Raw genomic sequence first — 24,433 nt, 5'->3', positions numbered from 1 at the left:
CCACCCCTGTCGAATAAAAATCACCCTGATTCTTAATGCTCGCTTGGAGGAAGAAAGATGAGCCAACTCCCGGAGAACGTGCGGCCCGAGACCCTCGGGGTGCGCGGCGGCCTGATGCGGTCGAACTTCGAGGAGACCGCGGAGGCGCTGTACCTGACCTCGGGTTATGTCTACGAGAGCGCGGAGGCGGCCGAGGCCGCGTTCGTCGGTCCGGGTGAGCGGTTCGTCTACTCCCGCTACGGCAACCCGACCGTCGAGATGTTCCAGGAACGCCTACGCCTGATGGACGGCGCCGAGGCCTGCTTCGCGACCGCGAGCGGCATGTCCGCGGTGTTCACGGCGCTGGCGGCGCTGTGCGGTCAGGGCGACCGCCTGGTGGCCTCGCGCAGCCTGTTCGGCTCGTGCTTTGTGATCTGCAACGAGCTGCTCCCGCGCTGGGGCGTCGAGACGGAGTTCGTCGACGGGCCGGACCTCGAGCAGTGGGAGCGGGCGCTGTCGAAGCCGACCACCGCGGTCTTCTTCGAAACCCCGTCGAACCCGATGCAGGAACTCGTCGACGTGCGCCGGGTCTCGGAGATGGCGCACGCCGCCGGCGCGAAGGTCGTTCTCGACAACGTCTTCGCCACCCCGCTGTTGCAGCGCGGATTCGATCTGGGTGCCGACATCACCGTCTACTCGGGGACGAAGCACATCGACGGCCAGGGCCGGGTGCTCGGCGGCGCGATCCTGGGCTCCAAGGAGTACATCGACGGCCCGGTCAAGCAACTGATCCGGCACACCGGCCCCTCGATGAGCGCCTTCAACGCGTGGACACTGGTCAAGGGGCTCGAGACCATGGGCATGCGGGTCGAGAAGATGACCGAGAACGCGCTCAAGATCGCCGAACTGCTCGACACCCACCCGTCCGTGAGCTGGGTGAAGTACCCGTTCCTCAAGTCGCACCCGCAGTACGACCTGGCTCGTAGCCAGATGTCCGGCGGCGGCTCGGTGATCACCTTCGAGCTCAAGGCCCCCGAGGGGCAGGCCAAGGCGCGCGCGTTCGAGTTCATCAACAAGCTGCGTATCTTCGACATCTCCAACAACCTCGGCGATGCGAAGTCGATGCTCACCCACCCGGCCACCACCACGCACCGCGCGATGGGGCCGGAGGGGCGTGCCGCGATCGGTCTGACCGACGGGGTGGTGCGGGTGTCCGTCGGACTCGAGCACATCGACGACCTGCTCGAGGACGTCGCCCAGGCGCTGGGCTGAGCCCGCGGCGCACCCGTGCGGGTCAGTTGCCCTGCGGGGGCTCGCCGGGCGGCACCGCGCCGGGGAACGGCCCACCCCGCCCGGCGACCGGCGGCAGCTGTCCGGCGGCCGGCGGCATTTCCGCGCCGTCACCGCCCGTGCTTGCCTCACCGTTCTTGCCGGCGGCGATGACGCTGGTGGCGGTGGTCTTGTCGCCCGACGCGGTTGCGGTGATGTAGGCGGTGTCGCCGACGGCGATCATGGGGGAGCCGTCACCCGACCGGGATCCGGTGGAGGTGAGGGTTTTCGCGTCGATCACGTAGGTGTGCGCGTAGTCGTCCGCGCTGACCGCGGTGATCGATGTGTCGGAGACGGCAGTGACCTTGCCGGTCTGGGTGAGCTCGGTGGTGTAGCCGCCGTGGCCGTCGGACACGACGGACCGGGCGTGCAGCGACGTGCTCTGCTGCGATCCGAATCCGCGCATGCCGCCGGGGCCCGCGCCACCGGGTTCGCCGCCCATCGCGCCCAGGTGGGCGCCGGGTCCGCCGAAGCCGCCGGGTCCGCCGGTGTCGGTCGAACCGTTGCCCGCGGCGTAGATCGCCGCCCCGGCGCACCCGCCGAGCACGACCGCCACCGCCACGGTGGCGAGGGTCTTCTTGCGTGACCACGTGGGGTTCGGCGGCTGGGGAGCGCCCCAGACCGGTTCGGCGACGGGACCGGTCGGCGGCTCGGATTCGGGATGGGGCGCGGTCTCGTTCATGGCTGTTCTCCTCGAGTTCGTTGTGTCCGGCGATGGATGCGGTTCGTCACCGCGGGGCGGAAAGGTCGTAGATCGTGGTGTCGCCGAGGTTGATCGGCGTGAAGTTCGCCTGCACCCACTGGTCGATCTCGGCTCCCACGCCGCGGCCGCCCATCGGGCCCATCCGCCCGCCGCCGATGAAGTAGCGGATCTGCTTGTCCGCCACGTATTCCTGGAACTGGCTCAGCGTCGGGGAGTCGTCCGACCCGGTGAATCCGCCGATCGCCATCACCGAGGCGCCGGTCTTCAGTTCCAGGCTGGACGCGCCCTGCGAGCCGATGGTGGCTGCGGCCCAACGGGTTCCGGTATCGGAGATCAGGTCCTGCAGTGCGGCGTTGTCCGCGGCGCCGCCCAACCCGGGCGGTCCGGACATGCCCCCGGGGCCGTCGGATCGCGGTCCGGCGGTGGGGATGGCGCCGCTGTGCGGAACAGTCACGGTCACGATCGTGTAGGCGGCCGTGCCCGCCAGCCCGAACACCAGCCCGGCGATCGCGACCACGACAGCGCCCCTGCGGAACTGATGGACGCCGACGACCACCGCGGCGGCCACCACGACGCATCCGGCGACCACGATCCACCGCAGCGCGGGCATCCAGTCAGGGGTGCGGTCGAGCAGGATGAAGCCCCAGGTGCCGGTGGCCGCGATCATCAGGCCCAGCACGATCCGGGCGGGGGTGTGGTGCCGACCGCGCCACAGCTCGCACACCGAGATCGCGACCAGCGCGGCGATGCCCGGGGCCAGCGCGACCGTGTAGTACGGGTGGATGGTGCCGGCCATGAAGCTGAAGACCAGCCCGGTCACCACGGTCCAGCCACCCCAGAGGATCAGCGCCGCGCGGGTGCGGCCGGTGCGCGGGGTGCGTCGGGTGAACCACAGCCCGGCCACCAGCGCGATCAGTGCCGCCGGCAGCAACCAGGAGATCTCGGTGCCCATCGACTGACCGAACAGCCGGGTGAGGCCCGTCTGGCCGCCGAACATCGCGTTGCCGGCGCCGCCGCCCATGTTGCCGTCGCCGCCGAGGACGCGGCCGAGGCCGTTGTAGCCGAGCGCGAGCTGGAGCAGGCTGTTGTCGGTCGACCCGCCGATGTACGGCCGGGACCCGGTCGGCCACAGGCTCACCAGTGCGATGAACCACCCGCCGGCGACGATCATCGCAGCACACGCGCCGAGCAGTTTGCCGATCCGCTTCCAGAACCCGCCCGGCGCGGCGACCAGGAACACCAGCCCGAACGCCGGCAGGACCAGGAACGCCTGCAGCAGCTTGGTGAGGAAGGCGAAACCGACCAGCGTGCCGGCGAGCGCGAGCCACCGCCCGCTGCCCGACTCGGTGGCCCGCACCACGCAATACGCAGCCACGACCATCAGGAACACCAGCAGGGCGTCGGGGTTGTTGAACCGGAACATCACCGCGGCGACCGGGGTCAGGGCCAACAGGGTTCCGGCCAGCAGCCCCGCGACCGGGCCGCTCCACCGGCGCACCGCGCCGTACAGGAAGGCCACCGAGCCGACGCCCATCAGCGCCTGCGGGACCAGCATGCTCCACGGGCTGAACCCGAAGATCCGGCCCGACAGTCCCATCACCCACAGCGCGGCCGGCGGCTTGTCCACCGTGATCGCGTTGCCCGGGTCGAGCGAGCCGAACAGCCACGCCTTCCAGCTCTGGGTGCCGGACTGCACCGCCGCGGCGTAGAAGTCGTTGGCCCAGCCGCTGCGGCTCAGACCCCAGCAGTACAGCACCGCGGTGCCCGCGAGCAGGACCAGCAGCGCGGGCCGGACGAAGCGGGGCCGCTCCGGCGAGGAGCGTGTCGCCGGGGTCTCCGACGTGCGGGCAGGCGTGAGGAGGTCGACCATGATCTCCACGGTCGCCGACCGAGATCTGACGGCCGTGTGCGGAGGCTGTGAGTCGGCTATGAGCCCTGTCGGTCGATTGTCAGGGACGCAGATTCAGCGCCAGGCGGGTGACCTCGCCCGGCACGTCCAACTGCGGGCAATGCCCCACTCCGGGCAGCACCACCAGGGTGCTGCCGGGGACCAGTTCGTGCAGGCGCCGGCTGGCCGCGACCGGCACCAGTCGGTCCTTGGTGCCGTGCACGATCGTCATGGGGCAGTGCACCGCGGACGGGCTCAGGTCCGCGAGGAAGTCGTGCTCGGACTCGTGCACCACCGCGCGCCCCAACTCGAGCGCGGGCAGCGCGGCGTCGCGGTCGGGGATGAACCCGTTGACCAACCGCCATCGCCGGATCCGCCGTCGATCCGTGGGCGTAGGTGGCGCGCTTGGCGGCCTGGTACACGATCCGGTCGAACACCGGCCGGGGCAGTGGGAACCGCAGCAGCGGGACAAGTCGGTCGGGCAGCCCGATCAGGCGGGTGAGGGAGCGCCGCAACCCGAATCCGGCGAGGTCGATCGGCATGGCCGCGGCGATCGGCAGGTCCGGCGTGCACGCGGCGCGTACGGTCAGCGCCCCGCCCATCGAGTTGCCGACCAGGGTCACCTGTCCCGAGCCGGCCCAGTGCTCGACAACGCCGCGGACGAACTTGTCCATCTGCGGCATGACCGGGCCGTCGGCGAGGCGGTCGGCGGCGCCGAACCCGGGCACGTCGACGGCCACCGCGGCGTGACCGGCTGCGGCCAGCCGGGACAGCACCGGGCGCCACACGTCGGCGGTGTGGCTGTAGCCGTGCAGCAGCACCAGCGGGGCACCGTCGCCGGCGAGGACGAGCTCGCGGGTGCCGAACCCGGCGTACTCGGCACGACGCTCGGTGATCAGATCGGACATGGGTCATCACATTACGACCGGTTACGGGTATTTCCCGGGAAACCATCTTTCCAGGACTCCGTGGGTGGTCCCGGTTGCCGGGGCGACCGCGGCGCGAGCCGGTGCGATAGTGATTGAATCGCCGAAACGGTGCGGTCGGACGACCGCCGGACGAGGAGAGCGCTGTGGGATTGAAGCTCGGGTACAAGGCCTCTGCGGAGCAGTTCGGGCCGCGGGAGCTGGTGGAACTGGCGGTGTTGGCCGAGAGCCACGGGATGGACTCCGCCACGGTCAGCGATCACTTCCAGCCCTGGCGGCACAACGGCGGACACGCGCCGTTCTCGATCTCGTGGATGACCGCGGTCGGCGAGCGCACCAGCACCCTGCAGCTGGGTACCTCGGTGATGACCCCGACCTTCCGCTACAACCCGGCGGTGGTTGCGCAGGCGTTCGCCACCATGGGCTGCCTGTACCCGGGGCGCGTGATGCTCGGCGTGGGCACCGGCGAGGCGCTCAACGAGATCGCCACCGGCTACCGCGGCGACTGGCCGGAGTTCAAGGAGCGCTTCGCCCGGCTGCGCGAGTCCGTGCAGCTCATGCGTGCGCTGTGGACCGGTGAGCGCACCGACTTCGAGGGCGAGTACTACAAGACCGTCGGCGCCTCGATCTACGACGTGCCCGAGGGCGGCATCCCGGTCTACATCGCCGCCGGCGGACCGGTGGTCGCACGGTACGCGGGCCGCGCCGGTGACGGGTTCATCTGCACCTCGGGCAAGGGCATGGACCTGTACACGGAGAAGCTGATGCCGGCGGTCGCCGAGGGCGCGGCCAAGGTGGAGCGGGACGCCACCGAGATCGACAAGATGATCGAGATCAAGATCTCGTACGACACCGACCCGGAGAAGGCGCTGGAGAACACCCGGTTCTGGGCGCCGCTGTCGCTGACCCCGGAGCAGAAGCACTCCATCGAGGACCCGATCGAGATGGAGGCGGCCGCCGACGCGCTGCCGATCGAGCAGGTCGCCAAGCGCTGGATCGTCGCCTCCGACCCGGACGAGGCGGTCGCGAAGGTCAAGGACTACGTCGACGCCGGACTGAACCACCTGGTGTTCCACGCCCCCGGTCACGACCAGCGCCGGTTCCTCGAGCTGTTCGAGCGCGATCTGGCGCCGCGTCTGCGCGCCCTGGTCTGACGGCCGCGCGCTGCGGCCGCTGACTAGGCTGGGCGTTCATGGACGCCCAGCAGACCGCAAGCCTCCTTCGCGACCCTCTCGGTGAGGCCACCCGGGTCGTCCGGTTCCGTGCACCGGTCGACCCGGAGGCCCCCGCCGATTCCGAGGTGACCCCCGACGAGGTCGCGATCGTCATAGCCGACGCTTGTCCCGCAACGGGTTTCGCGTCGTACTCGACGCTCGATCTGGCGCGGTTCCCGACCAACGTCACCGCCGACGACGGCCGACCGATCCGCACCGAGCTGATCACCGTGGGCCGCGTCGGGTTCCGCGCGCAGGCGGACGTGCTGGCGCGCTGCGCCTTCGCGGTGGCCGGTGGTTCGATGCACGTGCTGCCCAACAGCTTGATCCCCGGTGCGGTCGCAGCGGTCGACGACGGCCGCGCCATGAAGCACGTGCTGCTCGTCGTGCCGTTCTGCTGGACCGATCTGGAGATCCTGATCGACGAGGGCGACGCGGTCACCACCTGGTTGCAGGTGGTGCCGATCTCCGACAGCGAGTTCGAGTTCGCCACGCGCAGTGGGACCGACGCGCTGTTCGCCCGGCTCGAGGCTGCCGGCGCCGACGTCTCGGACATCGATCGCGCGCCGGTGGTGTGACGAGGGGTGTGACCCGTCGCCGGGACATGCCGCTGTGATGCAGGTCCCGGCGCCACCCCCGATCAGGGGTGCGTGCCGTCACGTCCGCGGGCATATGCTGACGACATGGCAGCGGCCGAGTCGACCACCTCCAGCATCTACATCGCGTCGCCGGAGGGGGACACCGGCAAGTCGACCATCGTCCTCGGGTTGCTGCATCTGCTGGCCGCCTCGGCCGCCCGGGTCGGGGTGTTCCGGCCGATCGCGCGGTCGACGGTCGAGCGTGACTTCATCCTCGAGTTGATGCTCGAACACTCCACCGCGAACCTCGACTACGAGCAGTGCATCGGGGTGACGTACGACCGCGTGCACGTGGACCCCGAGGCCGCCATCGCGGAGATCGTGGACCGGTTCCACGAGGTCGAGCGTGAATGCGATGCCGTGGTGATCATCGGCAGCGACCACACCGACATCGTCAAGGCCGGTGAACTGGGCTTCAACGCCCGCATCGCCGTCAACCTCGGCGCCCCGGTGCTGCTGGCGATCAGCGGACTGGACCGCGACCCGGACACCGTCGCGCAGATGGCGCAGGTCTACCTGGGCGAGTTGACGGCGAACCACGCGCACACGGCGGCGGTCGTCGCGAACCGCTGCGATCCGGGCGCCCTGGGCGCGGTCACCGCCGCGCTGGACCCGCTGGGGCTGCCCGCGTGGGCGCTGCCCGAGGTCCCGCTGCTGGTGGCCCCGACGATGGCCGAGCTGATGGAGGCACTCGACGGCGAGCTGTACAGCGGCGACCCGGCGCTGATGCAGCGCGAGGCGATGAGTGTGATGGTCGGCGGCATGACCGCCGAGCACATCCTCGAACGGCTCACCGAGGGTCAGGTGGTGATCTCGCCTGCCGACCGCTCCGACGTGCTGCTGGCGCTGGTCACCGCGCACGAGGCGGAGGGGTTCCCGTCGCTGACCGGCATCATCCTCAACGGCGGGCTCAAACCGCATCCCGCGATCGACGCGCTGGTCAAGGGGCTCAAGCCGAGCCTCCCGCTGATCTTCGCCGAGTCCGGCACCTTCCGGACCGCCGAGATCGCCGCGCGTACCCGCGGGCGGGTGGGAATCGGCACGCTGCGCAAGGTCGACACCGCGCTGGCGGTGATGGAGCGGCACGTCGACGGGCCGGCGCTGCTCGAGCGGCTGCGGGTGCCGATCCCCGAGGTCGTGACCCCACAGATGTTCGAGTACCAACTGCTCGAGCGGGCCCGGGCCGACCGCAAGCACGTCGTGCTCCCCGAGGGCGAGGAGGACCGCGTGCTGCGGGCCGCCGGACGCCTGCTGCAGCGGCGCATCGTCGACCTGACCCTGCTCGGCGACGAGGCGGCGGTCCGCAAGCGCGCCGCCGAACTGGGGGTGGACCTCACCGACGCGCGGGTGCTCGACCCGAACGCGTGCGACCTGCTCGAGGGCTTCGGCAAGGAGTACGCGCGGCTGCGCGCGCACCGGGGCATCACCGAGGACCGGGCTCGCGAGATCATGCGCGACGTGTCCTACTTCGGCACGATGATGGTGCACCTGGGTGAGGCCGACGGCATGGTCTCCGGTGCGGTGCACACCACCGCCCACACCATCCGGCCGGCGTTCGAGATCATCAAGACCCAGCCCGGGGTGTCGACGGTGTCGAGCATCTTCCTGATGTGCCTGGCCGACCGGGTGCTCGCCTACGGCGACTGCGCGGTCGTGCCGGACCCGACCGACGAGCAACTCGCCGACATTGCGATCTCCTCCGCGCAGACGGCTGCGCAGTTCGGCATCGACCCGCGCATCGCGATGCTGTCCTACTCGACCGGCGACTCCGGCTCCGGCAAGGACGTCGACAAAGTGCGCACCGCAACGGATCTCGTGCGCGACCGCCGTCCCGACCTGCTGGTGGAGGGCCCGATCCAGTACGACGCGGCGGTCGAGCCGACGGTGGCACACACGAAGATGCCCGACTCGCCGGTCGCCGGGCGGGCGACGGTGCTGGTGTTTCCGGACCTGAACACCGGCAACAACACCTACAAGGCCGTGCAGCGCAGCGCAGGGGCCGTCGCCATCGGGCCGGTCCTGCAGGGCCTGCGCAAACCGATCAACGACCTGTCCCGGGGCGCGCTGGTCCAGGACATCGTCAACACGGTCGCGATCACCGCCATCCAGGCGCAGTCGATCGCCGCCGCGAACTGAGGAGCCCCCGCCGCATGAGCTCGAACAAGACAGTCCTGGTGATCAATTCGGGCTCGTCGTCGATCAAGTACCAGCTGGTCGACCCGGTCGGCGAGGCCGAGATCGCCGGCGGCCTGGTCGAGCAGATCGGCGAGCCGGACGGCCGGATCGTGCACGAGTTCGAGGGCCGCAGGTACGAACTGGTGGGGCCGATCGCCGACCACGCCGCCGGTCTGCGACTGGCCTACGACATGTTCGCGGATTCGGGCCTGAACCTCGACGACGCGGGCATCGCCGCGGTGGGGCATCGGGTTGTCCACGGCGGCACGAGCTTTCACGAGCCGACCCTGATCACCGGTGAGGTGCTCGCCGAGATCGTTCGGCTCTCGGAGCTGGCCCCGCTGCACAATCCGCCGAACGCCATCGGCATCGAGGTTGCGCGTGAACATTTCCCGGACCTCCCGCACGTGGCCGTCTTCGACACCGGATTCTTCCGTTCGCTGCCGGAGGCCGCCGCGACCTATGCGATCGACCGTGAGGTCGCCGCCGCATACGGTGTGCGCCGCTACGGTTTCCACGGCACCTCCCACGAGTACGTGTCGCGGCAGGTGCCGCAGTTGCTGGGCCGCGAGCCCGCCGAGACCAACACGATCGTGCTGCACCTGGGCAACGGCGCGTCGGCCTCGGCGGTGCGCGGCGGGGTGGCCGTCGAGACCTCGATGGGACTGACCCCGCTCGAGGGGCTGGTCATGGGAACGAGGCCGGGCGACCTGGATCCGGGAATCCTGCTGCATCTGCACCGGACCGCGGGGATGAACGTCGAGGACCTCGACGTGCTGCTCAACCGGCGATCGGGGCTCAAGGGCATGAGCGGGGTCAACGACTTCCGCGAGCTCGGGCGACTGCGGGCCGAGGGGGATGCGGCCGCGCAACTCGCCTACGAGGTGTACGTGCACCGGCTGCGCAAATACGTCGGCGCTTACCTGGCGGTGCTCGGCAGGGTCGACGCGATCGCCTTCACCGCCGGGGTGGGGGAGAACGCGGCCGACGTGCGTGAGGACGCGCTGGCCGGCCTCGAACGCCTGGGCGTCGCGGTCGACGCCGCGCGCAACCGCGCACCCGGCCGCGGCGCGCGGGTCATCTCGGCCGAGTCGTCCGAGGTGAGTGTGCTGGTGGTGCCGACGAACGAGGAACTGGCGATCGCGCAGGCGGCCTGGCGCTTCGTCTGAGCGGTGCCGGTCAGTGGGCCGGTTGCGAGGTGCCGGTCAGCGGCCGAAGCGGGCGGCGTACTCGCGGTGCATCCGCTCGTCGCGGCGGCGGGCCAACTCGTCGACCGCCTCCGGGTCGAGGCCGTGCCGCTTGAGCCGGGCGGCGCGGTAGATCTTGTTGAGCGCGATCGCGAAGTAGACGAACGGGATGAGGATCGGCAGTGTCATGCTGGCCAGTACCAGCGGCGTGGTGGGGAACAGCAGCAGCGGCGCCAGGAGGACGATCACCGGAATCGTCACGCGCACAACGGTCCTGCGTCCGGCGCCGGGGCCCGCCAGGTCGTTGCGGACCCAGTCGTTCATCGACGGCGGCAGCGTGCGGCCGTAGCAGTACGCGAGGTACTGCAGCGGGCTCGGGCGACGCAGGCTGACGGGGGTGCTCACGGGCCCACGGTAGCAGGGACGGCGCGGCCGGCTGTCGGGTGAACGGGAGGGCCGGTTTCACGCCCGAATCCGCCGCGGATCGGTCCGTGTGGTGGGAATAACTCTTGGAGCCGGCGGTGTTGTGGAGGACAGTTCTGTCCATCGGTTCGGACGAAGGGGAGGCCATGGCGACGACGCGTCCACAGCAGGCCCGGTGCCGCTCACGGGCCTACATACCGTTCTGTCCGAGCGTGCGCTGCGAGAAGGACGCCGGGCACACCGGTGTGCACCGCATCCGCAACTGGCAATGGGCCGACGCTGCGCGTGACGGCGGTTGGCCGACCGCGACGCCGGATGGTGGACGTGCCGGCCGCCGTCGCCCCCGTGCCTCCGTGTGAGCGAACCGTTCCTGGGCATCTCCTGAACCGGCAGCCAGACGCTCGAGTAGGTCACAGCACGCGCGTAACGTGACCGGCGAGACAGTTGGTGGATCGCATCGAGGAGATGGCATATGGCTGCTGTTCGTGGATCGAAGTCGATCTCGACGGCCCCGCCCGTGGCGCACACGGCGATGCTGGGCCTGGGCGTGTACCGCCCGGAGCGGGTCGTGACCAACGCCGAGATCTGCGAGCAGATCGACTCGAGCGACGAGTGGATCAGGACCCGTTCGGGCATTGTGACCAGGCGATTCGCCGCAAATGACGAGTCGGCCGTGTCGATGGGCGTGCAGGCCGGTCGTCGGGCGCTCGAGGCGAGCGGGATCGACGCCGCTCGGATCGGGTGTGTGCTGGTCGCGACCTCGACGCATCTGACGCAGACGCCGCCGGCGTCGGCGCTGGTCGCCGATGCGCTCGGGACCGGTGGCGCTGCCGCGCTCGATGTAGGGGCCGGTTGCGCCGGTTTCTGTTACGCCCTCGGACTGGCCGCGGACCTGGTTCGCGGCGGCAGCGAGGAGTACGTGCTGGTGGTGGGGACGGAACTGATGAGTGTGACCACCGAACCGACCGACCGCACCGTGCGTTTCATCTTCGGTGACGGTGCCGGCGCCGTGGTGGTCGGGCCGAGCGAGACCGAGGGGATCGGTCCGGTGGTCTGGGGATCGGACGGCTCCCAGGCCGAGGCCATCCGCCAGGAGCCCGATTGGCTGGACTTCGCGGAGAATCCCGACCAGAAGCGGCCGTGGATCAAGATGGAGGGCACCGCGGTGTTCCGGTGGGCGGCGTTCGAGATGGGCAAGGTGGCCCTGCGGACGCTGGAGCGGGCCGGCGTCGCCATCGAGGATCTGGACGCGTTCATCCCGCACCAGGCGAACTCGCGGATCACCGAGGTCATCGCGCGCAGCATCCACCTGCCCGAGTCGGTGGCGCTCTCACACGACATCGAGGAGACCGGCAACACGTCGGCGGCGTCGATCCCGCTCGCGATGGAACAGCTGCTCCGCACCGGCGCGGTGCAGCCGGGCGGGTTGGCGCTGCTGCTGGCGTTCGGTGCGGGGCTGGCATATGCGGGGCAGGTCGTGACCATGCCGCCGCTCGCCACCGGCGCGTAACGGCGCCTCCGCGGGTCAGACCGGCGCGGTCAGACCCGCGGAGCGGGGGCCGGCGCCGATTCGTGACGGTGACCGTCGGTGACCCCGCCGCGCAGTCCCTCCGGGTCGACGGCGAGTCCGCCGGAGAACGGCAGCCGCAACGAACCACCCCACGGTGTGGGCACCTCGACCAGCGGCACCCCGATGCGGTGCCGCGCGGTCATCCCGTGCTCCTCGAGCAGGGAGCCGTTGCCGGAGACGACGTCCGCCATGCTGCAGAGCGATTCGCTTCCCGGCGCGAAGTAGTGCGAGTGATCGCGCCAGGACAGGGTGTGACCACCGGGCACCTCCGCCTTGAATCGGACCGACCCGTACCCGTCGGCGGCGGGATCGCTCCCCAGACCGGCGACGCCGGCGTCGGACGCTCGCGCGAGCGGCGCGAGTTGTGGCAGCAGCCGCGCGGCGTCGGCGCCGCCGTGGACCGCCTCCGGTATGTGGCCGACCGGGTCGCTGGAGGCGTCGCCGACGAACACGTCCCCACCGGTGAGGTGGAAGTCCCCGGCGCCCCGGGCCAGATCGGTGCCGGGACACCCGACCAGGACCACGTCGTGGGTGCGCATGCCGTCGGCCGCGGCGGCGTCGGCGACGGTCGTCGCGCCGTAGGAATGACCGATCACCGTCACATGCGCCCCCGCACCGACATGCGTGGCTTCGAGGCCGTTCACGTCGGCGGCGAGCAGCGCGCCGCCGCGCCGGGCCAGTTCCGGGGTGGCGAGCCGTAGGTCGCTCGGAGCGTCGGGGGTCTCGTATCCCATCCACAGCACGACCGCGGTGGAGGTTCGAGGATCCGCCGTCGCGGCCTCGCGGTACAGGTTCAGCCCGTCGGAGCGGGACAGATAGCCGGCCCGGACACTCGACCCGACCCCCGGCACGACGACCGCGGTGCGTGCGGCGGTGTCCGGGTCGCCGAGGGTGACGGCGGCGCGTCCGCGGCCACCGAGCGACTCCGGTTGGTAGGTCATCAGGTGGACGGGATTCGCGCCGTCGTCCGACTGACGCAGCAGGGCCTGTTCGCACTGCCGGGCGTTGGTGTAGCGGGTGATGTCACGATCGGTCAGCCCGTAGCGGCCGGGGTGGACTGTGATCTCGTCGACCGAGGCCGACGGATGTGTCGCGGCCGCCACCTCGATCCGGTCGATGTCGGCGCGCATGACCCGCTCGTTGGCGAGACCGCGGGCTGCCACCGGGATCCCGTTCAGGTTGCCGAGCCGCTCCGACTGCGTGGCGAGCAGTCGTTGACGCGTGGCCTCGTCCAACCTCTCCCACCATGCGCGTACCTGCCGGGGCGGGCTGCCCGGTCCGGGCACGGCGTCGGATACCCGGCCGGTGGGGGACGGGGCGGGCCGCAGGTCCGCGCGCAGTTCGATGTTCGCGATACGGGCATCCAGCAACTCGGCGTAGTCGTCCCGCACGGTGCGCATCCGGTGGCCCTCGTCGCGCACGGTTGCGACGGCCTGGTCTGTCAGAGCCGAGCGGTCCGCTGGGTCGGCGACGTCGGCAAGACGTTCGTCGATGCGCCACAGCACCGATTCGAGCCCGGGCAGGGCGGCGCCGGCGGTCGCCTGCGCACCGGCGAGGGCCGTCGCGATCGCGTCGAGGTCCGAGGAGGTGCTCGTCAGCGCCCCGGCGGACAGCGGCAGATCGTGGGCGAGCCCGGTGACCAGAGGAGAGTCGTCGATCGGGCTCGTCGTGGTCTTCCCGCCGGCGTCACCGGATCGGTAACCATCGGCGAAGTGCTTGCGCGCGTGGGTGAATGCGTTATCGGCCTCGGTCATCTGGACGGCGGACCTGGCGAAGGCATCGCCGAGTCGCTCGATCGCCGGTGCGTCACCGACGAGGAGTTGGTCGTGGATGATCCACGGGTCGTCGGGAACCCGGGCGAGGACGGTGCGGATGTCCAGGTGTGGAAACGACGGTGCGGGCATGGCAGGTCCCGGGAGTGCGCGTCGTCAGCGTCGCAGCAGAGAGCGCCGCAGCAGGGAGTGGTTGTGCTGCTCGGCCGCGTCGAAGCCGTCGGCGGTGGCGACCGCACGGTCGGCGACCGAGACGATCCGGTCCCGCTGGGTGCGGGCATGTCCGACGTGACGGTGGTGGGCACCGGCCAGCCTGGCGTGAGCCGTGCGGGCGGCCGGAAAACCGCCGAACGATCCGACGGGCAGCGACGGCCCCGTCAACAGGCGCGCCGCGTCCTCGAGTCGTTCGGATGTCTCGTGTGATCGGTTCGCGCCCAGGCGAATTCGATGCGAATCGACGTACATGTTCCCCCCATGTGTCAGATCGACTGGCGGTCACGCTAGCACGGGGTGGGGACCTGCACGAGGGAATCAGGCGATTCGGTCAGTTCGTTCCGACGGCGTGGTCGGCGGTTGCGGAGGCCGGGCCGTCTTCGGCCAGATCGCTGAGGAACTCGTCGATGTGTGCCCAGGTCGTCTCGCGGGCCTCGGGTCCGGTCAGCACGCCGAGATGGCTGCCCGGCGCGGTCTCGAAACGTACCGAGGCCGCGCCCGGCAGCACGTTCGTGACCGCCCGCACGCAGCCGAGAGGCGCGATCACGTCGGTGGTGCCGCCCACGGCCAGGACCGGGACCTTGACTCCGGACAGTTCGACGGTGCGGTCGCGGAGCTTGAACCTGCCGGCCGCGAGGTCGTTGCGCAGGATCAGTCGCTTGTGCATCTGCGCGTACAGCCGTGCCGGGTAGCCCGGCATCGCGTTCATGAACCGCTCGATGGCCTCCATGCGGGCCAGCGTCTCGGTCTTGTGCAGGTTGCGGGCGATGAACCACGGCCTGGTCAGCTCGCGCTGCAGTGCGGTGGCACGGAAGCTGAGCTGGACCAGCGGCGCGGGAACACCTCCGATCAGCCTGGTCGCGACCGCGACGCTCTCGCCGTTGGTCAACTGGCCGAATACGCGCAGGAGGCCGGCGGAGGGGTTCTTGCTGTAGTCGATCGGAGTGCCGACGACGGAGATGGACCGGATCGGCAGTTCCGCGTGCGCGGCTGCGGTGAGCAGGGACAGGATCCCGCCCAGACTCCACGAGATCAGGTCGACGTCCGCACCGTCGCAGTCCTCGGAGACACGACGGATCGTGGCCGGGAGGATGTCGTCGACCCAGTCCTCGAAACCCATGCCGTGGTCGGCGTAGCGGATGGCGCCGTAGTCGACCAGATACGGGGTGCGGCCCGACTCGACGAGGAACTCGACCAGGCTCTGGCCCGGCAGCAGGTCGTAGCAGGAGGTGGCCACGGCCAGCGGTGGTACCAACAGCACCGGGTTGGCCCCGTCGGCAGGTCGGCCGCCGAAGCGGTGCAGGGTGCGGTGGGGTTCTTCGTGCAGGACCACCGATGCGACGGGGCTCGGTGACTTCACCCCGCCGCCCAGCGTCAGCGCCCAGGCGTTGCGGGCGGCGGTGGACGCGGCCGCGGTCAGGGACGAGATGTCGGGAACGAGGTTGAGCATGGGACCCCCTGCCGCCGTCGTCGCCGAGGCGGGTGTGTGATCGCGAACATTCTTGAAGATGCAACTGTTGGTTACAGTTACTACCAGCGTCCGATGCTCGGATGTGAAAGGCAAGACCGAAGCGCGGTCAAGTGTGATATGTCACAAAAATCGTCGCCAGTCCGGGCTCGCCGTGCAGGCGAGAGTGCCCGGTGTCGGCCGCGGCGATCTAGAGTGCCGTCAACCCTTGCTCGCACACGACCAGACCCGAGGTGCTCGATGCGTATTGGAATGGCGCTGAATTACAGCGGTGGCTTCGCCGAGACGGCGGACGAGGTCGGCGACCTCGAACGAGCGGGCTTGGACATCGCGTTCATCCCCGAGGCGTATTCGTTCGACGCGGTGAGCCAGTTGGGCTTTCTCGCGGCGCGCACGTCGCGGATCGAACTCGCGTCGGGCATCCTGCAGATCTACACTCGCACGCCGTCGTTGACCGCGATGACCGCCGCCGGCCTCGACTACGTCTCGAACGGACGATTCGTGCTGGGACTCGGGGCCTCCGGTCCGCAGGTCATCGAGGGCTTCCACGGCGTGCGGTACGACGCCCCACTCGGCCGCACCCGCGAGATCATCGACATCTGCCGCGCCGTGTGGCGTCGCGAGAAGCTCGAATACCAGGGCAAGTACTACCAGATCCCGCTGCCCGCGGATCGTGGCACCGGCCTGGGTAAGCCGCTGAAGCTGATCAATCACCCTGTTCGCGAACGTATCCCGGTGATCCTGGCGTCGCTCGGGCCGAAGAACGTCGAGTTGACGGCCGAGATCGCCGAGGGCTGGCAGCCGATCTTCTTCTACCCGGAGAAGGCGCAGACGGCCTGGGGTGAGCCGCTGGCCAAGGGCAAGGCCAAGCGTGATCCGTCGCTGGGGGAGCTGCAGATCTATGCCAGCCCGGCCCTGGCGATCGGCGAGGACGTCGACCACATGCACGAGTGGATCAAGCCACACCTGGCTCTCTACATCGGCGGCATGGGCGCTCGCGGCAAGAACTTCTACAACGACCTGGCGTGCCGCTACGGCTTCGAGTCCGAGGCCGCGAAGATCCAGGACCTGTACCTGGACGGCAAGAAGGACGCCGCCGCCGCGGCGGTGCCGGACGAGCTGGTGCGCGCGGTCTCGCTGATCGGCCCGGAGTCGCATGTCCGTGAGCGGGTGGCCGCGTTCGCGGAGGCCGGTGTGACGACGCTGAACGTCATGCCGATGGCGCAGGACCGCGCCGGCCGGGTGGCGTTGATCGAGAAGCTCCGCTCGATTTGCGACTGATCTGTTGCTCCGGCGCGGATTGCGATTAAGATCACGTCCGCTGCTCGGCTGTTGATCACCCCGGCCTGCGGTGGTGCGGATCGCGTTCCTTCGGAACTGGATGTGCCGCCGCGGGTTCGGGGTGTTCGGCGCGAAACCGTCTGATCCGATCGGGGAGAACATGAGGGCCTGGAAGACCACGTCGGGAGTGCTGCTGGTGGGCGCGCTGGTCGCGTTGCCGGTGCAGGTGGCGTCCGCGGATCCGGTTGCCACGCCGGCACCGCGTGCCGCGTTGGCGACCGACAGCAACAACCGGATCGCCGTCGCCGTCGAGGGCGGCTCACTGCGGATGGTCGACGGCGCGCTGTCGGTCGTGGGCGCGGACGGACTCGTCGACTCGGCGTTGCCGACGACGGTCACCGACGATCGTGGACGCACCGCGAAGGTCAGCTACGAGGTGGTCGGGGCCAACAGGGCGATCGTGACCGCGGATGCGCCGGTGATTCCGGTGGCGGCGTCGGTCGGACCGGGACTGCACCGCAGCGGGCTCGACCTGATCGGTTACGGCGAGTGTGTGGTCAGCGGTGCGGTCAAGCAGGCGACCGCTGCGGCACTCCAAGGCGGGCTCAAGGGCGCGGCGGCCGGCGGACTCGCGGGTGCCACCGCGGGTGGGCTGCTCGGCGGTGGGGTGACGATCTGGTCCGGACCGGGCGCGATCCTCGGGGCGGCGCTCGCGGCCGCGCCCGGCATCCTCAGTGGCGCGGCGACGGCTGCCGCCGCCGGTGCGGTCGCGGGCGCGACGTCGACGATCCTCACCGACGGGGTGAAGTCGCTGTTCAGTTGCACGCCTGCGCTGTTCCCGCAGCCGGCCGCGCCTGCGCCGACAGCGCAGCCGCAGGTCTCGCCGGCCGCGTAGGTCGGTTCGGGACCCGGGGGCACCCGGGGCCTCGAGGCTCCGACGCGAACTGGCGGCGTGGCTCGCGAACACGACTCGTTGCGCGCGGGCCCGCATGATCTCGTGCGCACGTCGACTCCGCATCGCTGCTGGCGGGGTCGACGTTTTCGGTTGTGGTGCTCTGGTTCCCACTCGGGGGCGGTGCGTCCTCGGCTGGGTCACGGCGAACCCGGTGCTGCTGGGACCGGAAACGCGCAACACATCCGCGGGGTCCAGGATCCGGCCCGCCTCACCCTCGGAGGGCAGCCCGACTGGATGCGCGGCCGGCCAGTTCTTCAACGACGGATGCGCCCGATCCCGGCACAACATCACGGGCGGGCATCTCCCTTGGTCTCCAACCACGGCATCGGCAGAGTCGAACTGAGGTTCGATGACGGCGACTTTCGGTGACTGTCCATCGGCGTGAATCGATCAGGGCAAAACGGACGCGCCGACCGGCCCCGGAAACGCCCCGCGCCCCATATTCTGGTGGGGAGCCACCCGGCGGTGCCCGGGTGCGGCGTGGTCAGCAGGCGGGAAGGTCGGATCGATGCGCGGCGACGGGGACGGTTGGGCCCTCGGGGCGGACGGACAACGGTATTGGGGCAGGCATGGTGCCGCCGGGTTGCTGCTCCGAGCACCGGACCGGGACGGATCACCGCAGGTGTTGCTGCAGCATCGCGCCGCCTGGAGCCATCAAGGCGGTACCTGGGCGCTGCTCGGTGGTGCCCGGGACAGCCACGAGACCACAGTTCACGCGGCGGTGCGCGAGGCCGAGGAGGAAGGCGGGATCGCCGGCGGGGTGATCGCGGTCCGCGCCGAACGGGTCACCGCGGGTGACCCTCACACGTGGACCTACACGACGGTCGTCGCGGACACGGCGGCGCCGCTGTCGACCACTCCCAACGCCGAGAGCCTCGAACTGCGCTGGGTCGCCGAACACGAGGTGCACGGAATGCCGCTTCACCCGGCCTTCGCAGCCGCGTGGCCCGCCCTGCGCACGGTGCCGGTGCGATTGCTGATCGACACGGTCAGTGCGCTCGGCAGTTGGAGTGGCCGGGCACTGTCCGGTCGGGACCTGGTCGACCTGGTCGCCAAGTCGGTGCCGCGGACGGTCGAACTGCCGAACCAGCGGTTCGGCTGGGTCCGCGATGTCCTCGAGTGGGGACCGGCGGATTCGGTGAGCGGAGCGGGAAACGGCGCGGAAGAAGACGCGGTGGACGTCGTCGTCACCGCGGACGAGACGCTCGCCGACCGACTCCCGGGTGCGGCACTGCTGCTCGATCCGGCGGTGCTGCCGCAGTGGGTCGCCTGACCGCGGCGGCAGCAGAGGTCGTCTCGCGCCTCGAGGTCAGTCTGCTGCGACGGCGGCCCGGAGTTCGCGGGCGGCGGCCTCGGGGTCCGCGGCCTGGGTGATCGCCCGGACCACGACGATCCGGTCGGCACCCGCGTCCAGCACCTGCGGCACCCGTTCGAGATCGATCCCGCCGATCGCGAACCACGGACGCGTCGGCGACGTGTCGGCGGTGGCGCGCACCAACTCCAGGCCCGGTGCCGAGCGGCCCGGTTTGGTCGGCGTCGGCCAGCACGGTCCGGTGCAGAAGTAATCGACGCCGATCTCGGTGGCGGCCGCAGCGGACTGTTCGGCGTCGTGTGTCGACCGGCCGATCACCACCCGATCGCCGAGGATCTCCCGTGCATAGTGGACCGGAAGATCTCCCTGGCCCAGGTGGAGCACGTCCGCGCCGGCGGCCAGTGCCAGATCGGCCCGGTCGTTCACCGCGAGCAGCGCCCCGTGCCGACGCGCAGCCGCGCCGAGCACCGCGAGCGCGGACAGTTCGTCGCGCGCCTCGAGCGGGCCGAACTGCTGCTCGCCCGGCGACCCCTTGTCGCGGAGCTGGATGATGTCGATGCCGCCGGCGAGCGCGGCGTCGGCGAACTCGGCGAGGTCACCGCGCTCACGCCGCGCGTCCGTGCAGAGATACAGACGTGCGTCGGCCAACCGGTCACGGGCGGGGATGCGGGAGGTGGGGGCGTGCACATGATCGACCGTAGGCGACTACGGTGGAAACGTCACACGGGAGTCCCGAGGTCCGCGGGGCTGAGAGGGGGCGCGCCGCCCCGACCGTCAGACCTGATCCGGATCATGCCGGCGCAGGAAGGCGAGGTTATGCGAGTGCACACAGGCAAACGTCTCACGGTCGTCGGTGCCGGGGTCATCGGCGCCTCCGTCGCGTGGCTGGCGGCCCGCGAAGGATGGCAGGTCGAGCTGATCGACCCGCTGCTCGCGGAGGGCGCCGAGCAGACCGGCGCCTCCTGGGCCGCCGGCGGGATGCTGGCCCCGTTCAGCGAGGCGTGGCCCGGCGAGGACGATGTGTTCGAACTCGGCGCCGCCTCACTGCGACGCTGGCCCGACTTCGGCGCCCGGCTGCGCGACGAGACCGGCGTCGACGTGTTCACCGGCACCGGGACCCTGCTGGTCGCCGTCGACGGCGCCGACATCGAGCGGCTCACGATGGTGGCGGACTGGCTGACCACCCACGGCTACCGGCCGCAGCGACTGACCCGCACGCAGGTGCGCGAGGAGGTGCCGTCGCTGTCCCGGTCCGTGCGCGGCGGCCTGCTGGTGCCGGAGGAACTGTCCGTCGACAACCGGGCACTGCTGCCGGCGCTGCGGCGTGCCGCGGAGGCGGCGGGTGCCAGGCTGAGCGCGCGCGAGCTGACGTCGATCGACGAATGCGGCGGTGACCAGGTGGTGCTGGCGGCCGGCTCCGACAGCCCCCGGCTGTGGCCCGGACTGCCGGTCCATCCGGCGAAGGGGGAGATCCTGCGGCTGCGCCGGCGCCCCGGGACGCCGCCGCTGCCCACCCGCATCGTGCGCGGGCTGGTGCACGGCCGGCACGTGTATCTGGTCCCGCGCGACGGCGGAATGGTGGTCGGCGCCACCCAGCACGAGGGACACGACCAGCAGGTCACCGTCGGCGGCGTGCGGGACCTGATCGCCGACGCCGAGGCGTTGCTGCCGTCGATCGGCGAATACCAGCTGGCGGATGCGATGGCCGGGCTGCGGCCGATGAGCCCGGACAATCTGCCGCTGATCGGCCGGCTGTCGGACCGGGTGGTTGCGGCCACCGGCCACGGGCGCAATGGTGTGTTGCTGACCGCGGTCACCGTCGACGCGGTGCTGGCGGAACTCGACGGCGGACAACTCGCGGATGCCAAGGCCGCGGATCCAGGGAGGTTCTGATGGAGGTGACGGTCAACGGCGACCGGCACGAACTCGACAGCGGGAGCACGCTCGACGAGCTGATGGCCGCACTCGGCATGCCCGCGCGCGGTGTCGCCGTCGCGGTGGACGGGCGGATGGTGCCGCGTTCGCAGTGGTCGCAGGCGGTTGCCGACGGCAGCGCCATCGAGGTGCTCACGGCGGTGCAAGGTGGCTGAGTCTGCGATGACCGACGTGCTGAAGATCGCGGACCGCGAGTTCTCGTCCCGGCTGATCATGGGCACCGGCGGGGCGGCGAACCTGGCCGTACTCGAGGAGGCGCTGGTCGCCTCGGGAACCCAGCTGACCACGGTCGCCATGCGCCGCATCGATGCGGCGAGCGGCACCGGTGTGCTCGACCTGCTCGAGCGGCTGGACATCGCACCGCTGCCGAACACCGCGGGCTGCCGGGACGCCGCGGAGGCCGTACTGACCGCGCAGCTGGCACGAGAGGCATTGGGCACCAACTGGATCAAGCTCGAGGTGATCGCCGACGACCGGACCCTGCTGCCCGACGGCATCGAACTGGTCACGGCGGCGGAACAACTGGTCGACGACGGATTCGTCGTGCTCCCGTACACCACCGACGACCCGGTTCTGGCGCTGCGGCTGGAGGAGGCCGGGTGCGCGGCGGTGATGCCGCTGGGCTCGCCGATCGGTACCGGGCTGGGCATCTCGAACCCGCACAACATCGAGATGATCGTCTCGCGTGCGTCGGTTCCGGTGATCCTCGATGCGGGCATCGGCACCGCCAGTGACGCGGCGCTGGCGATGGAGCTCGGGTGCTCGGCGGTGCTGCTCGCCAGCGCCGTCACCCGCGCGGAGGACCCGGAGCTGATGGCGCGCGCGATGGCGGCGGCGGTGTCGGCCGGTCGTCAGGCCCGTCGCGCCGGCCGGATCCCGAAGCGGTTCTGGGCGCAGGCATCGTCGCCCGCGCGGGTCTGCTGACGGCCTCGGATCCCCACCCGATAGGGTGACCACGATCGTCTATATAGTTGTAGACCGCAAGTAGTCGCCTGGATCCCCGGGGGTGCGTATGGCCGTGCGTTCGGCCGCCACTCGTGACGGCCGGAACCCGACACCCGGAGTGCGCGGGTTCGGGGTCCGGCGCTTCGTCGGCGATGGCGCACTGGCGCAGCTGATCCGCTTCGCCCTCGTCGGCGGCGCCAGCAACATCCTCTACATCGGGGCGTTCGCGCTGGCCGGACTCTGGGGGACCTCGGTGGCGAACTTGATCGGGGTGGTCATCAGCTCGGCCGCGGCCAACGAACTGCATCGGCGCCTCACCTTCCGCGCCGCGGACCGGGTGGGCTGGGTCGCCGCCCAGTTCGAGGGCGGGACGTTGGCGCTGGTGGCCCTCGCGATGAGTTCGGTGACGCTGTTCGTGCTGCACCGCGCGCTGCCCGGGCTCGGCGGGATCGACCAGGCGCTGCTGGTGATCGCGGTGAGCGGCATCGCCGGACTGGTGCGGTTCGTGGCGCTGCGCGGCTGGGTGTTCGGCCGGACGCTCGCCCGGTAGCCGGATCGGCGCAGCCCGAGCCCCGGAGGAAGCACACGGGGAGAACCCCGACGGCGGTGGCCCGCCGTCATCCCCAGGTATGACCGAACTCCAGACCTGCGCACGATGCCGCGGCGCCGCGCGGATGGCATCGTCGAGGCCATGATTGAAGTCAGGGGTTTGACCAAGCGGTACGGGCCCACGCTCGCCGTCGACGACCTGTCGTTCCAGGTGCGGCCCGGCAGCGTCACCGGTTTCCTCGGACCGAACGGGGCGGGCAAGTCGACGACGATGCGGATGATCCTCGGCCTGGACCGGCCGACCGCCGGAACCGCGCTGATCGCTGGTAAGCCCTACCGCGACCTGGACCACCCGCTGCGCACGGTGGGCGCACTGCTCGACGCCAAGTGGGTGCATCCGAACCGGTCGGCCCGGTCGCACCTGCGCTGGATGGCCGCGTCGAACGGGATCCCCGATTCGCGTGTCGACGAGGTCCTCGCGCTCGTAGGCCTCACCGAGGTGGCCGGTAAGAAGGCCGGCGGGTTCTCGCTGGGCATGTCGCAGCGCCTCGGGCTGGCCGGCGCCCTGCTCGGCGATCCGCAGGTGTTGCTGTTCGACGAGCCGGTCAACGGCCTCGACCCAGAGGGCATCGTCTGGATCCGCAAGTTCATGCAGCGACTGGCGGCGGAGGGTCGGACGGTGCTGGTCTCGAGCCACCTGCTGTCCGAGATGGCGCTGACCGCCGAGCACCTGGTGGTCATCGGCCGCGGCCGGCTGATCGCGGACACCTCGGTGCGCGAGTTCGTCGACCGTGCCTCCGAGTCCGTCGTGCGCGTGCGCAGTCCGCAGCTCGAGGCGCTGCGCAGCCTGCTCACGGCCCAGGGCCTGACCGTCCGGGAGGAGGGCGGCACCACCCATGACAAGCCGTCGCTGACCGTGCTCGACTCGACCACCGAGGCGATCGGCGAGCTCGCCGCGCAGTCTGGCATCGTCCTGCACGAGCTGGCCGGCCAGACCGGCTCCCTCGAGGACGCGTTCATGAAGCTGACCGGCGATCAGGTGCAGTACCACGGCACCGGCGCCGCCGAACTGCTCGAGGGGTTCCGGACAGCCCCGGCGCAGACACCACTCCAGCCACAGACACCCCCGGGGTACCCCCCGGCTCACGCAAAGGAGGCCGGACGATGAGTGTGCTTGCGGCAGAACGTATCAAGTTGACCTCCACTCGGTCGCCGTGGTGGTGCGGCGCCATCGTCGTGCTGCTCGGCATCGGGTTCGCGGCGGCGATGGGCCTGGCCGCGAAGGCGAGCGTGAACTCCACGAGCAGCGGCGACCACTTCCTGCCGACACCGGAGGCCGCGGCGAGCGGGGTGACGGGCTTCGGAGTCATGGTGATCATGATCATGGCGGCGCTCGCGGTCACCACGGAGTACCGCTTCGGGGTGATCCGCACGACCTTCCAGGCGGTGCCGAACCGCGGCCGGGTCATGGCGACGAAGGCCGCCATCCTCGCGGTGATCGCCGCGGTCCTCACCGCGGCCGTCACCTTCATCGCCTATTTCCTGGCCAAAGCCCTGAGCGGCTCGGACGCGGGCCGGGACCTGGTGCTGAGCAGCGGTGGCGATTGGCGTGCGCTCTACGGTGTCCCGATCTACGCGGCGCTGTGCGCTGTGCTGGCGGTCGGTGTCGGCGCGCTGATCCGGCAGTCCGCCGGCGCGATCGCCTTGCTGGTGCTGTGGCCGCTGGTGATCGAGAACCTGTTCGCGCTGTTCGGACGCATCGGCCGTGACATCCAGGTGTTCCTGCCGTTCACCAATGCGCACCACTTCCTCGGGGCGTCGTCGTCCGACGGCTTCCACTGGGGACCGTGGGGCGGTCTGATCTACTTCGCGGTGTTCGTCGCGGTGGTGTTCGGTGCCGGCCTGTTCGTGGTCAACAAGCGCGACGCGTGAATCGGCCCGCCCGGTCCGGGCGTCCTCGCCTACGCTGGT

At 70.5% G+C, this 24,433-nt stretch carries 23 protein-coding genes, 1 pseudogene and 1 riboswitch; of the genes and pseudogenes, 15 read left to right on the top strand and 9 right to left on the bottom strand.

Annotated elements, in window-relative coordinates; genetic code table 11:
* Positions 1-57: 57 nt before the first annotated feature.
* Entirely contained in the window at positions 58-1,251 is a 1,194-nt protein-coding gene (locus G4X40_RS08000; RefSeq protein ID WP_277831558.1) for an O-succinylhomoserine sulfhydrylase, read from the top strand.
* A 22-nt stretch (positions 1,252-1,273) separates the two neighbouring features.
* Here G4X40_RS08000 and G4X40_RS07995 read toward each other — a convergent pair whose 3' ends face one another.
* The 4 genes and pseudogenes from G4X40_RS07995 to G4X40_RS22950 all read right to left on the bottom strand — a co-directional run.
* Positions 1,274-1,990 (bottom strand): hypothetical protein, encoded by a 717-nt coding sequence (locus G4X40_RS07995; RefSeq protein WP_277831557.1) that lies wholly within the window; start codon positions 1,988-1,990, stop codon positions 1,274-1,276.
* A gap of 46 nt (positions 1,991-2,036) precedes the next feature.
* Positions 2,037-3,881, bottom strand: a complete 1,845-nt coding sequence (locus tag G4X40_RS07990; RefSeq protein ID WP_277831556.1) for an ArnT family glycosyltransferase — start codon at positions 3,879-3,881, stop codon at positions 2,037-2,039.
* 79 nt (positions 3,882-3,960) lie between these two features.
* Positions 3,961-4,371, bottom strand: a complete 411-nt coding sequence (locus G4X40_RS07985) for an alpha/beta fold hydrolase (RefSeq protein ID WP_277831554.1) — start codon at positions 4,369-4,371, stop codon at positions 3,961-3,963.
* Between the two features lie 85 nt (positions 4,372-4,456).
* A pseudogene (locus G4X40_RS22950) lies at positions 4,457-4,807 on the bottom strand (alpha/beta fold hydrolase); the annotation flags it as partial.
* Between the two features lie 164 nt (positions 4,808-4,971).
* On the opposite strand from G4X40_RS22950, the gene fgd reads away from it, so the two are divergent.
* From fgd to G4X40_RS07965, 4 genes are all read left to right on the top strand, one after another.
* Entirely contained in the window at positions 4,972-5,979 is a 1,008-nt protein-coding gene (fgd, locus tag G4X40_RS07980; protein ID WP_277831553.1) for a glucose-6-phosphate dehydrogenase (coenzyme-F420), read from the top strand.
* A gap of 38 nt (positions 5,980-6,017) precedes the next feature.
* Positions 6,018-6,617 carry a suppressor of fused domain protein gene (locus G4X40_RS07975; protein ID WP_277831552.1) on the top strand — a complete coding sequence of 200 codons (600 nt, stop codon included), beginning with the start codon at positions 6,018-6,020 and terminating at the stop codon, positions 6,615-6,617.
* A 105-nt stretch (positions 6,618-6,722) separates the two neighbouring features.
* Positions 6,723-8,813, top strand: a complete 2,091-nt coding sequence (pta, locus tag G4X40_RS07970) for a phosphate acetyltransferase (protein ID WP_277831551.1) — start codon at positions 6,723-6,725, stop codon at positions 8,811-8,813.
* 14 nt (positions 8,814-8,827) lie between these two features.
* Positions 8,828-10,021 (top strand): acetate kinase, encoded by a 1,194-nt coding sequence (locus G4X40_RS07965; protein ID WP_277831550.1) that lies wholly within the window; start codon positions 8,828-8,830, stop codon positions 10,019-10,021.
* A gap of 36 nt (positions 10,022-10,057) precedes the next feature.
* On the opposite strand, the gene G4X40_RS07960 is transcribed toward G4X40_RS07965, so the two are convergent.
* Positions 10,058-10,444 carry a DUF5313 domain-containing protein gene (locus G4X40_RS07960; RefSeq protein ID WP_277831549.1) on the bottom strand — a complete coding sequence of 129 codons (387 nt, stop codon included), beginning with the start codon at positions 10,442-10,444 and terminating at the stop codon, positions 10,058-10,060.
* 490 nt (positions 10,445-10,934) lie between these two features.
* On the opposite strand from G4X40_RS07960, the gene G4X40_RS07955 reads away from it, so the two are divergent.
* On the top strand, positions 10,935-11,972 hold the full coding sequence (locus G4X40_RS07955) for a beta-ketoacyl-ACP synthase III (RefSeq protein ID WP_277831548.1): 1,038 nt from the start codon (positions 10,935-10,937) through the stop codon (positions 11,970-11,972).
* Positions 11,973-12,001: 29 nt separating this feature from the next.
* On the opposite strand, the gene G4X40_RS07950 is transcribed toward G4X40_RS07955, so the two are convergent.
* From G4X40_RS07950 to G4X40_RS07940, 3 genes are all read right to left on the bottom strand, one after another.
* Entirely contained in the window at positions 12,002-13,936 is a 1,935-nt protein-coding gene (locus tag G4X40_RS07950) for a putative alpha/beta hydrolase (RefSeq protein WP_277831547.1), read from the bottom strand.
* A 24-nt stretch (positions 13,937-13,960) separates the two neighbouring features.
* On the bottom strand, positions 13,961-14,269 hold the full coding sequence (locus G4X40_RS07945) for a DUF2563 family protein (RefSeq protein ID WP_277831546.1): 309 nt from the start codon (positions 14,267-14,269) through the stop codon (positions 13,961-13,963).
* Positions 14,270-14,348: 79 nt separating this feature from the next.
* Positions 14,349-15,467, bottom strand: coding sequence for an alpha/beta hydrolase (locus tag G4X40_RS07940; RefSeq protein WP_277831545.1), 1,119 nt, complete (start codon positions 15,465-15,467; stop codon positions 14,349-14,351).
* Between the two features lie 258 nt (positions 15,468-15,725).
* Here G4X40_RS07940 and G4X40_RS07935 point away from each other — a divergent pair, with 258 nt between their 5' ends.
* From G4X40_RS07935 to G4X40_RS07925, 3 genes are all read left to right on the top strand, one after another.
* The gene (locus G4X40_RS07935; protein WP_277831544.1) at positions 15,726-16,766 is read left to right on the top strand and encodes an LLM class F420-dependent oxidoreductase; all 1,041 of its coding nucleotides are present in this window, start codon (positions 15,726-15,728) and stop codon (positions 16,764-16,766) included.
* 160 nt (positions 16,767-16,926) lie between these two features.
* Positions 16,927-17,661 (top strand): hypothetical protein, encoded by a 735-nt coding sequence (locus tag G4X40_RS07930; protein ID WP_277831543.1) that lies wholly within the window; start codon positions 16,927-16,929, stop codon positions 17,659-17,661.
* A gap of 568 nt (positions 17,662-18,229) precedes the next feature.
* Positions 18,230-18,994 (top strand): NUDIX hydrolase, encoded by a 765-nt coding sequence (locus G4X40_RS07925; RefSeq protein WP_277831542.1) that lies wholly within the window; start codon positions 18,230-18,232, stop codon positions 18,992-18,994.
* A 36-nt stretch (positions 18,995-19,030) separates the two neighbouring features.
* Here the strand turns inward: G4X40_RS07925 and thiE are convergent, their stop codons facing one another.
* Positions 19,031-19,720, bottom strand: coding sequence for a thiamine phosphate synthase (thiE, locus tag G4X40_RS07920; protein WP_277831541.1), 690 nt, complete (start codon positions 19,718-19,720; stop codon positions 19,031-19,033).
* A 26-nt stretch (positions 19,721-19,746) separates the two neighbouring features.
* Positions 19,747-19,858: riboswitch (TPP riboswitch) on the top strand.
* Here thiE and thiO point away from each other — a divergent pair.
* The 6 genes from thiO to G4X40_RS07890 all read left to right on the top strand — a co-directional run bounded on the left by thiO (position 19,850) and on the right by G4X40_RS07890 (position 24,394).
* Complete coding sequence (gene thiO, locus G4X40_RS07915) at positions 19,850-20,926, top strand: glycine oxidase ThiO (RefSeq protein ID WP_277831540.1); 1,077 nt, start codon at positions 19,850-19,852, stop codon at positions 20,924-20,926. It overlaps the preceding riboswitch by 9 nt.
* Positions 20,926-21,123, top strand: coding sequence for a sulfur carrier protein ThiS (gene thiS, locus G4X40_RS07910; RefSeq protein ID WP_277831539.1), 198 nt, complete (start codon positions 20,926-20,928; stop codon positions 21,121-21,123). Before thiO ends, thiS begins: the two co-directional genes overlap by 1 nt.
* Before the next feature lie 7 nt (positions 21,124-21,130).
* Complete coding sequence (gene thiG / locus G4X40_RS07905) at positions 21,131-21,892, top strand: thiazole synthase (protein ID WP_277831538.1); 762 nt, start codon at positions 21,131-21,133, stop codon at positions 21,890-21,892.
* An 88-nt stretch (positions 21,893-21,980) separates the two neighbouring features.
* The gene (locus G4X40_RS07900) at positions 21,981-22,463 is read left to right on the top strand and encodes a GtrA family protein (RefSeq protein ID WP_277831537.1); all 483 of its coding nucleotides are present in this window, start codon (positions 21,981-21,983) and stop codon (positions 22,461-22,463) included.
* 141 nt (positions 22,464-22,604) lie between these two features.
* The gene (locus tag G4X40_RS07895; RefSeq protein WP_277831536.1) at positions 22,605-23,630 is read left to right on the top strand and encodes an ABC transporter ATP-binding protein; all 1,026 of its coding nucleotides are present in this window, start codon (positions 22,605-22,607) and stop codon (positions 23,628-23,630) included.
* Positions 23,627-24,394 (top strand): ABC transporter permease, encoded by a 768-nt coding sequence (locus G4X40_RS07890; RefSeq protein WP_277831535.1) that lies wholly within the window; start codon positions 23,627-23,629, stop codon positions 24,392-24,394. The genes G4X40_RS07895 and G4X40_RS07890 overlap by 4 nt, the downstream gene beginning before the upstream one ends.
* Positions 24,395-24,433: the final 39 nt, after the last annotated feature.

The sequence above is a fragment of the Speluncibacter jeojiensis genome (genome assembly GCF_029589495.1).
Lineage (GTDB): Bacteria > Actinomycetota > Actinomycetes > Mycobacteriales > Mycobacteriaceae > Speluncibacter > Speluncibacter jeojiensis.
The sequence above is the reverse complement of the archived record's forward strand: the minus strand, read 5'-3'. Positions and strand labels throughout refer to the sequence as shown.

Excerpts from the sequence above, each read along its gene's own strand:
- G4X40_RS08000 (WP_277831558.1), top strand. The coding sequence starts at position 58 with ATGAGCCAACTCCCGGAGAACGTGCGGCCCGAGACCCTCGGGGTGCGC.
- G4X40_RS07995 (WP_277831557.1), bottom strand. The coding sequence starts at position 1,990 with ATGAACGAGACCGCGCCCCATCCCGAATCCGAGCCGCCGACCGGTCCC.
- G4X40_RS07990 (WP_277831556.1), bottom strand. The coding sequence starts at position 3,881 with ATGGTCGACCTCCTCACGCCTGCCCGCACGTCGGAGACCCCGGCGACA.
- G4X40_RS07975 (WP_277831552.1), top strand. The coding sequence starts at position 6,018 with ATGGACGCCCAGCAGACCGCAAGCCTCCTTCGCGACCCTCTCGGTGAG.
- pta (WP_277831551.1), top strand. The coding sequence starts at position 6,723 with ATGGCAGCGGCCGAGTCGACCACCTCCAGCATCTACATCGCGTCGCCG.
- G4X40_RS07965 (WP_277831550.1), top strand. The coding sequence starts at position 8,828 with ATGAGCTCGAACAAGACAGTCCTGGTGATCAATTCGGGCTCGTCGTCG.
- G4X40_RS07955 (WP_277831548.1), top strand. The coding sequence starts at position 10,935 with ATGGCTGCTGTTCGTGGATCGAAGTCGATCTCGACGGCCCCGCCCGTG.
- G4X40_RS07950 (WP_277831547.1), bottom strand. The coding sequence starts at position 13,936 with ATGCCCGCACCGTCGTTTCCACACCTGGACATCCGCACCGTCCTCGCC.
- G4X40_RS07945 (WP_277831546.1), bottom strand. The coding sequence starts at position 14,269 with ATGTACGTCGATTCGCATCGAATTCGCCTGGGCGCGAACCGATCACAC.
- G4X40_RS07940 (WP_277831545.1), bottom strand. The coding sequence starts at position 15,467 with ATGCTCAACCTCGTTCCCGACATCTCGTCCCTGACCGCGGCCGCGTCC.
- G4X40_RS07935 (WP_277831544.1), top strand. The coding sequence starts at position 15,726 with ATGCGTATTGGAATGGCGCTGAATTACAGCGGTGGCTTCGCCGAGACG.
- G4X40_RS07930 (WP_277831543.1), top strand. The coding sequence starts at position 16,927 with ATGAGGGCCTGGAAGACCACGTCGGGAGTGCTGCTGGTGGGCGCGCTG.
- G4X40_RS07925 (WP_277831542.1), top strand. The coding sequence starts at position 18,230 with ATGCGCGGCGACGGGGACGGTTGGGCCCTCGGGGCGGACGGACAACGG.
- thiO (WP_277831540.1), top strand. The coding sequence starts at position 19,850 with ATGCGAGTGCACACAGGCAAACGTCTCACGGTCGTCGGTGCCGGGGTC.
- thiS (WP_277831539.1), top strand. The coding sequence starts at position 20,926 with ATGGAGGTGACGGTCAACGGCGACCGGCACGAACTCGACAGCGGGAGC.
- thiG (WP_277831538.1), top strand. The coding sequence starts at position 21,131 with ATGACCGACGTGCTGAAGATCGCGGACCGCGAGTTCTCGTCCCGGCTG.
- G4X40_RS07900 (WP_277831537.1), top strand. The coding sequence starts at position 21,981 with ATGGCCGTGCGTTCGGCCGCCACTCGTGACGGCCGGAACCCGACACCC.
- G4X40_RS07895 (WP_277831536.1), top strand. The coding sequence starts at position 22,605 with ATGATTGAAGTCAGGGGTTTGACCAAGCGGTACGGGCCCACGCTCGCC.
- G4X40_RS07890 (WP_277831535.1), top strand. The coding sequence starts at position 23,627 with ATGAGTGTGCTTGCGGCAGAACGTATCAAGTTGACCTCCACTCGGTCG.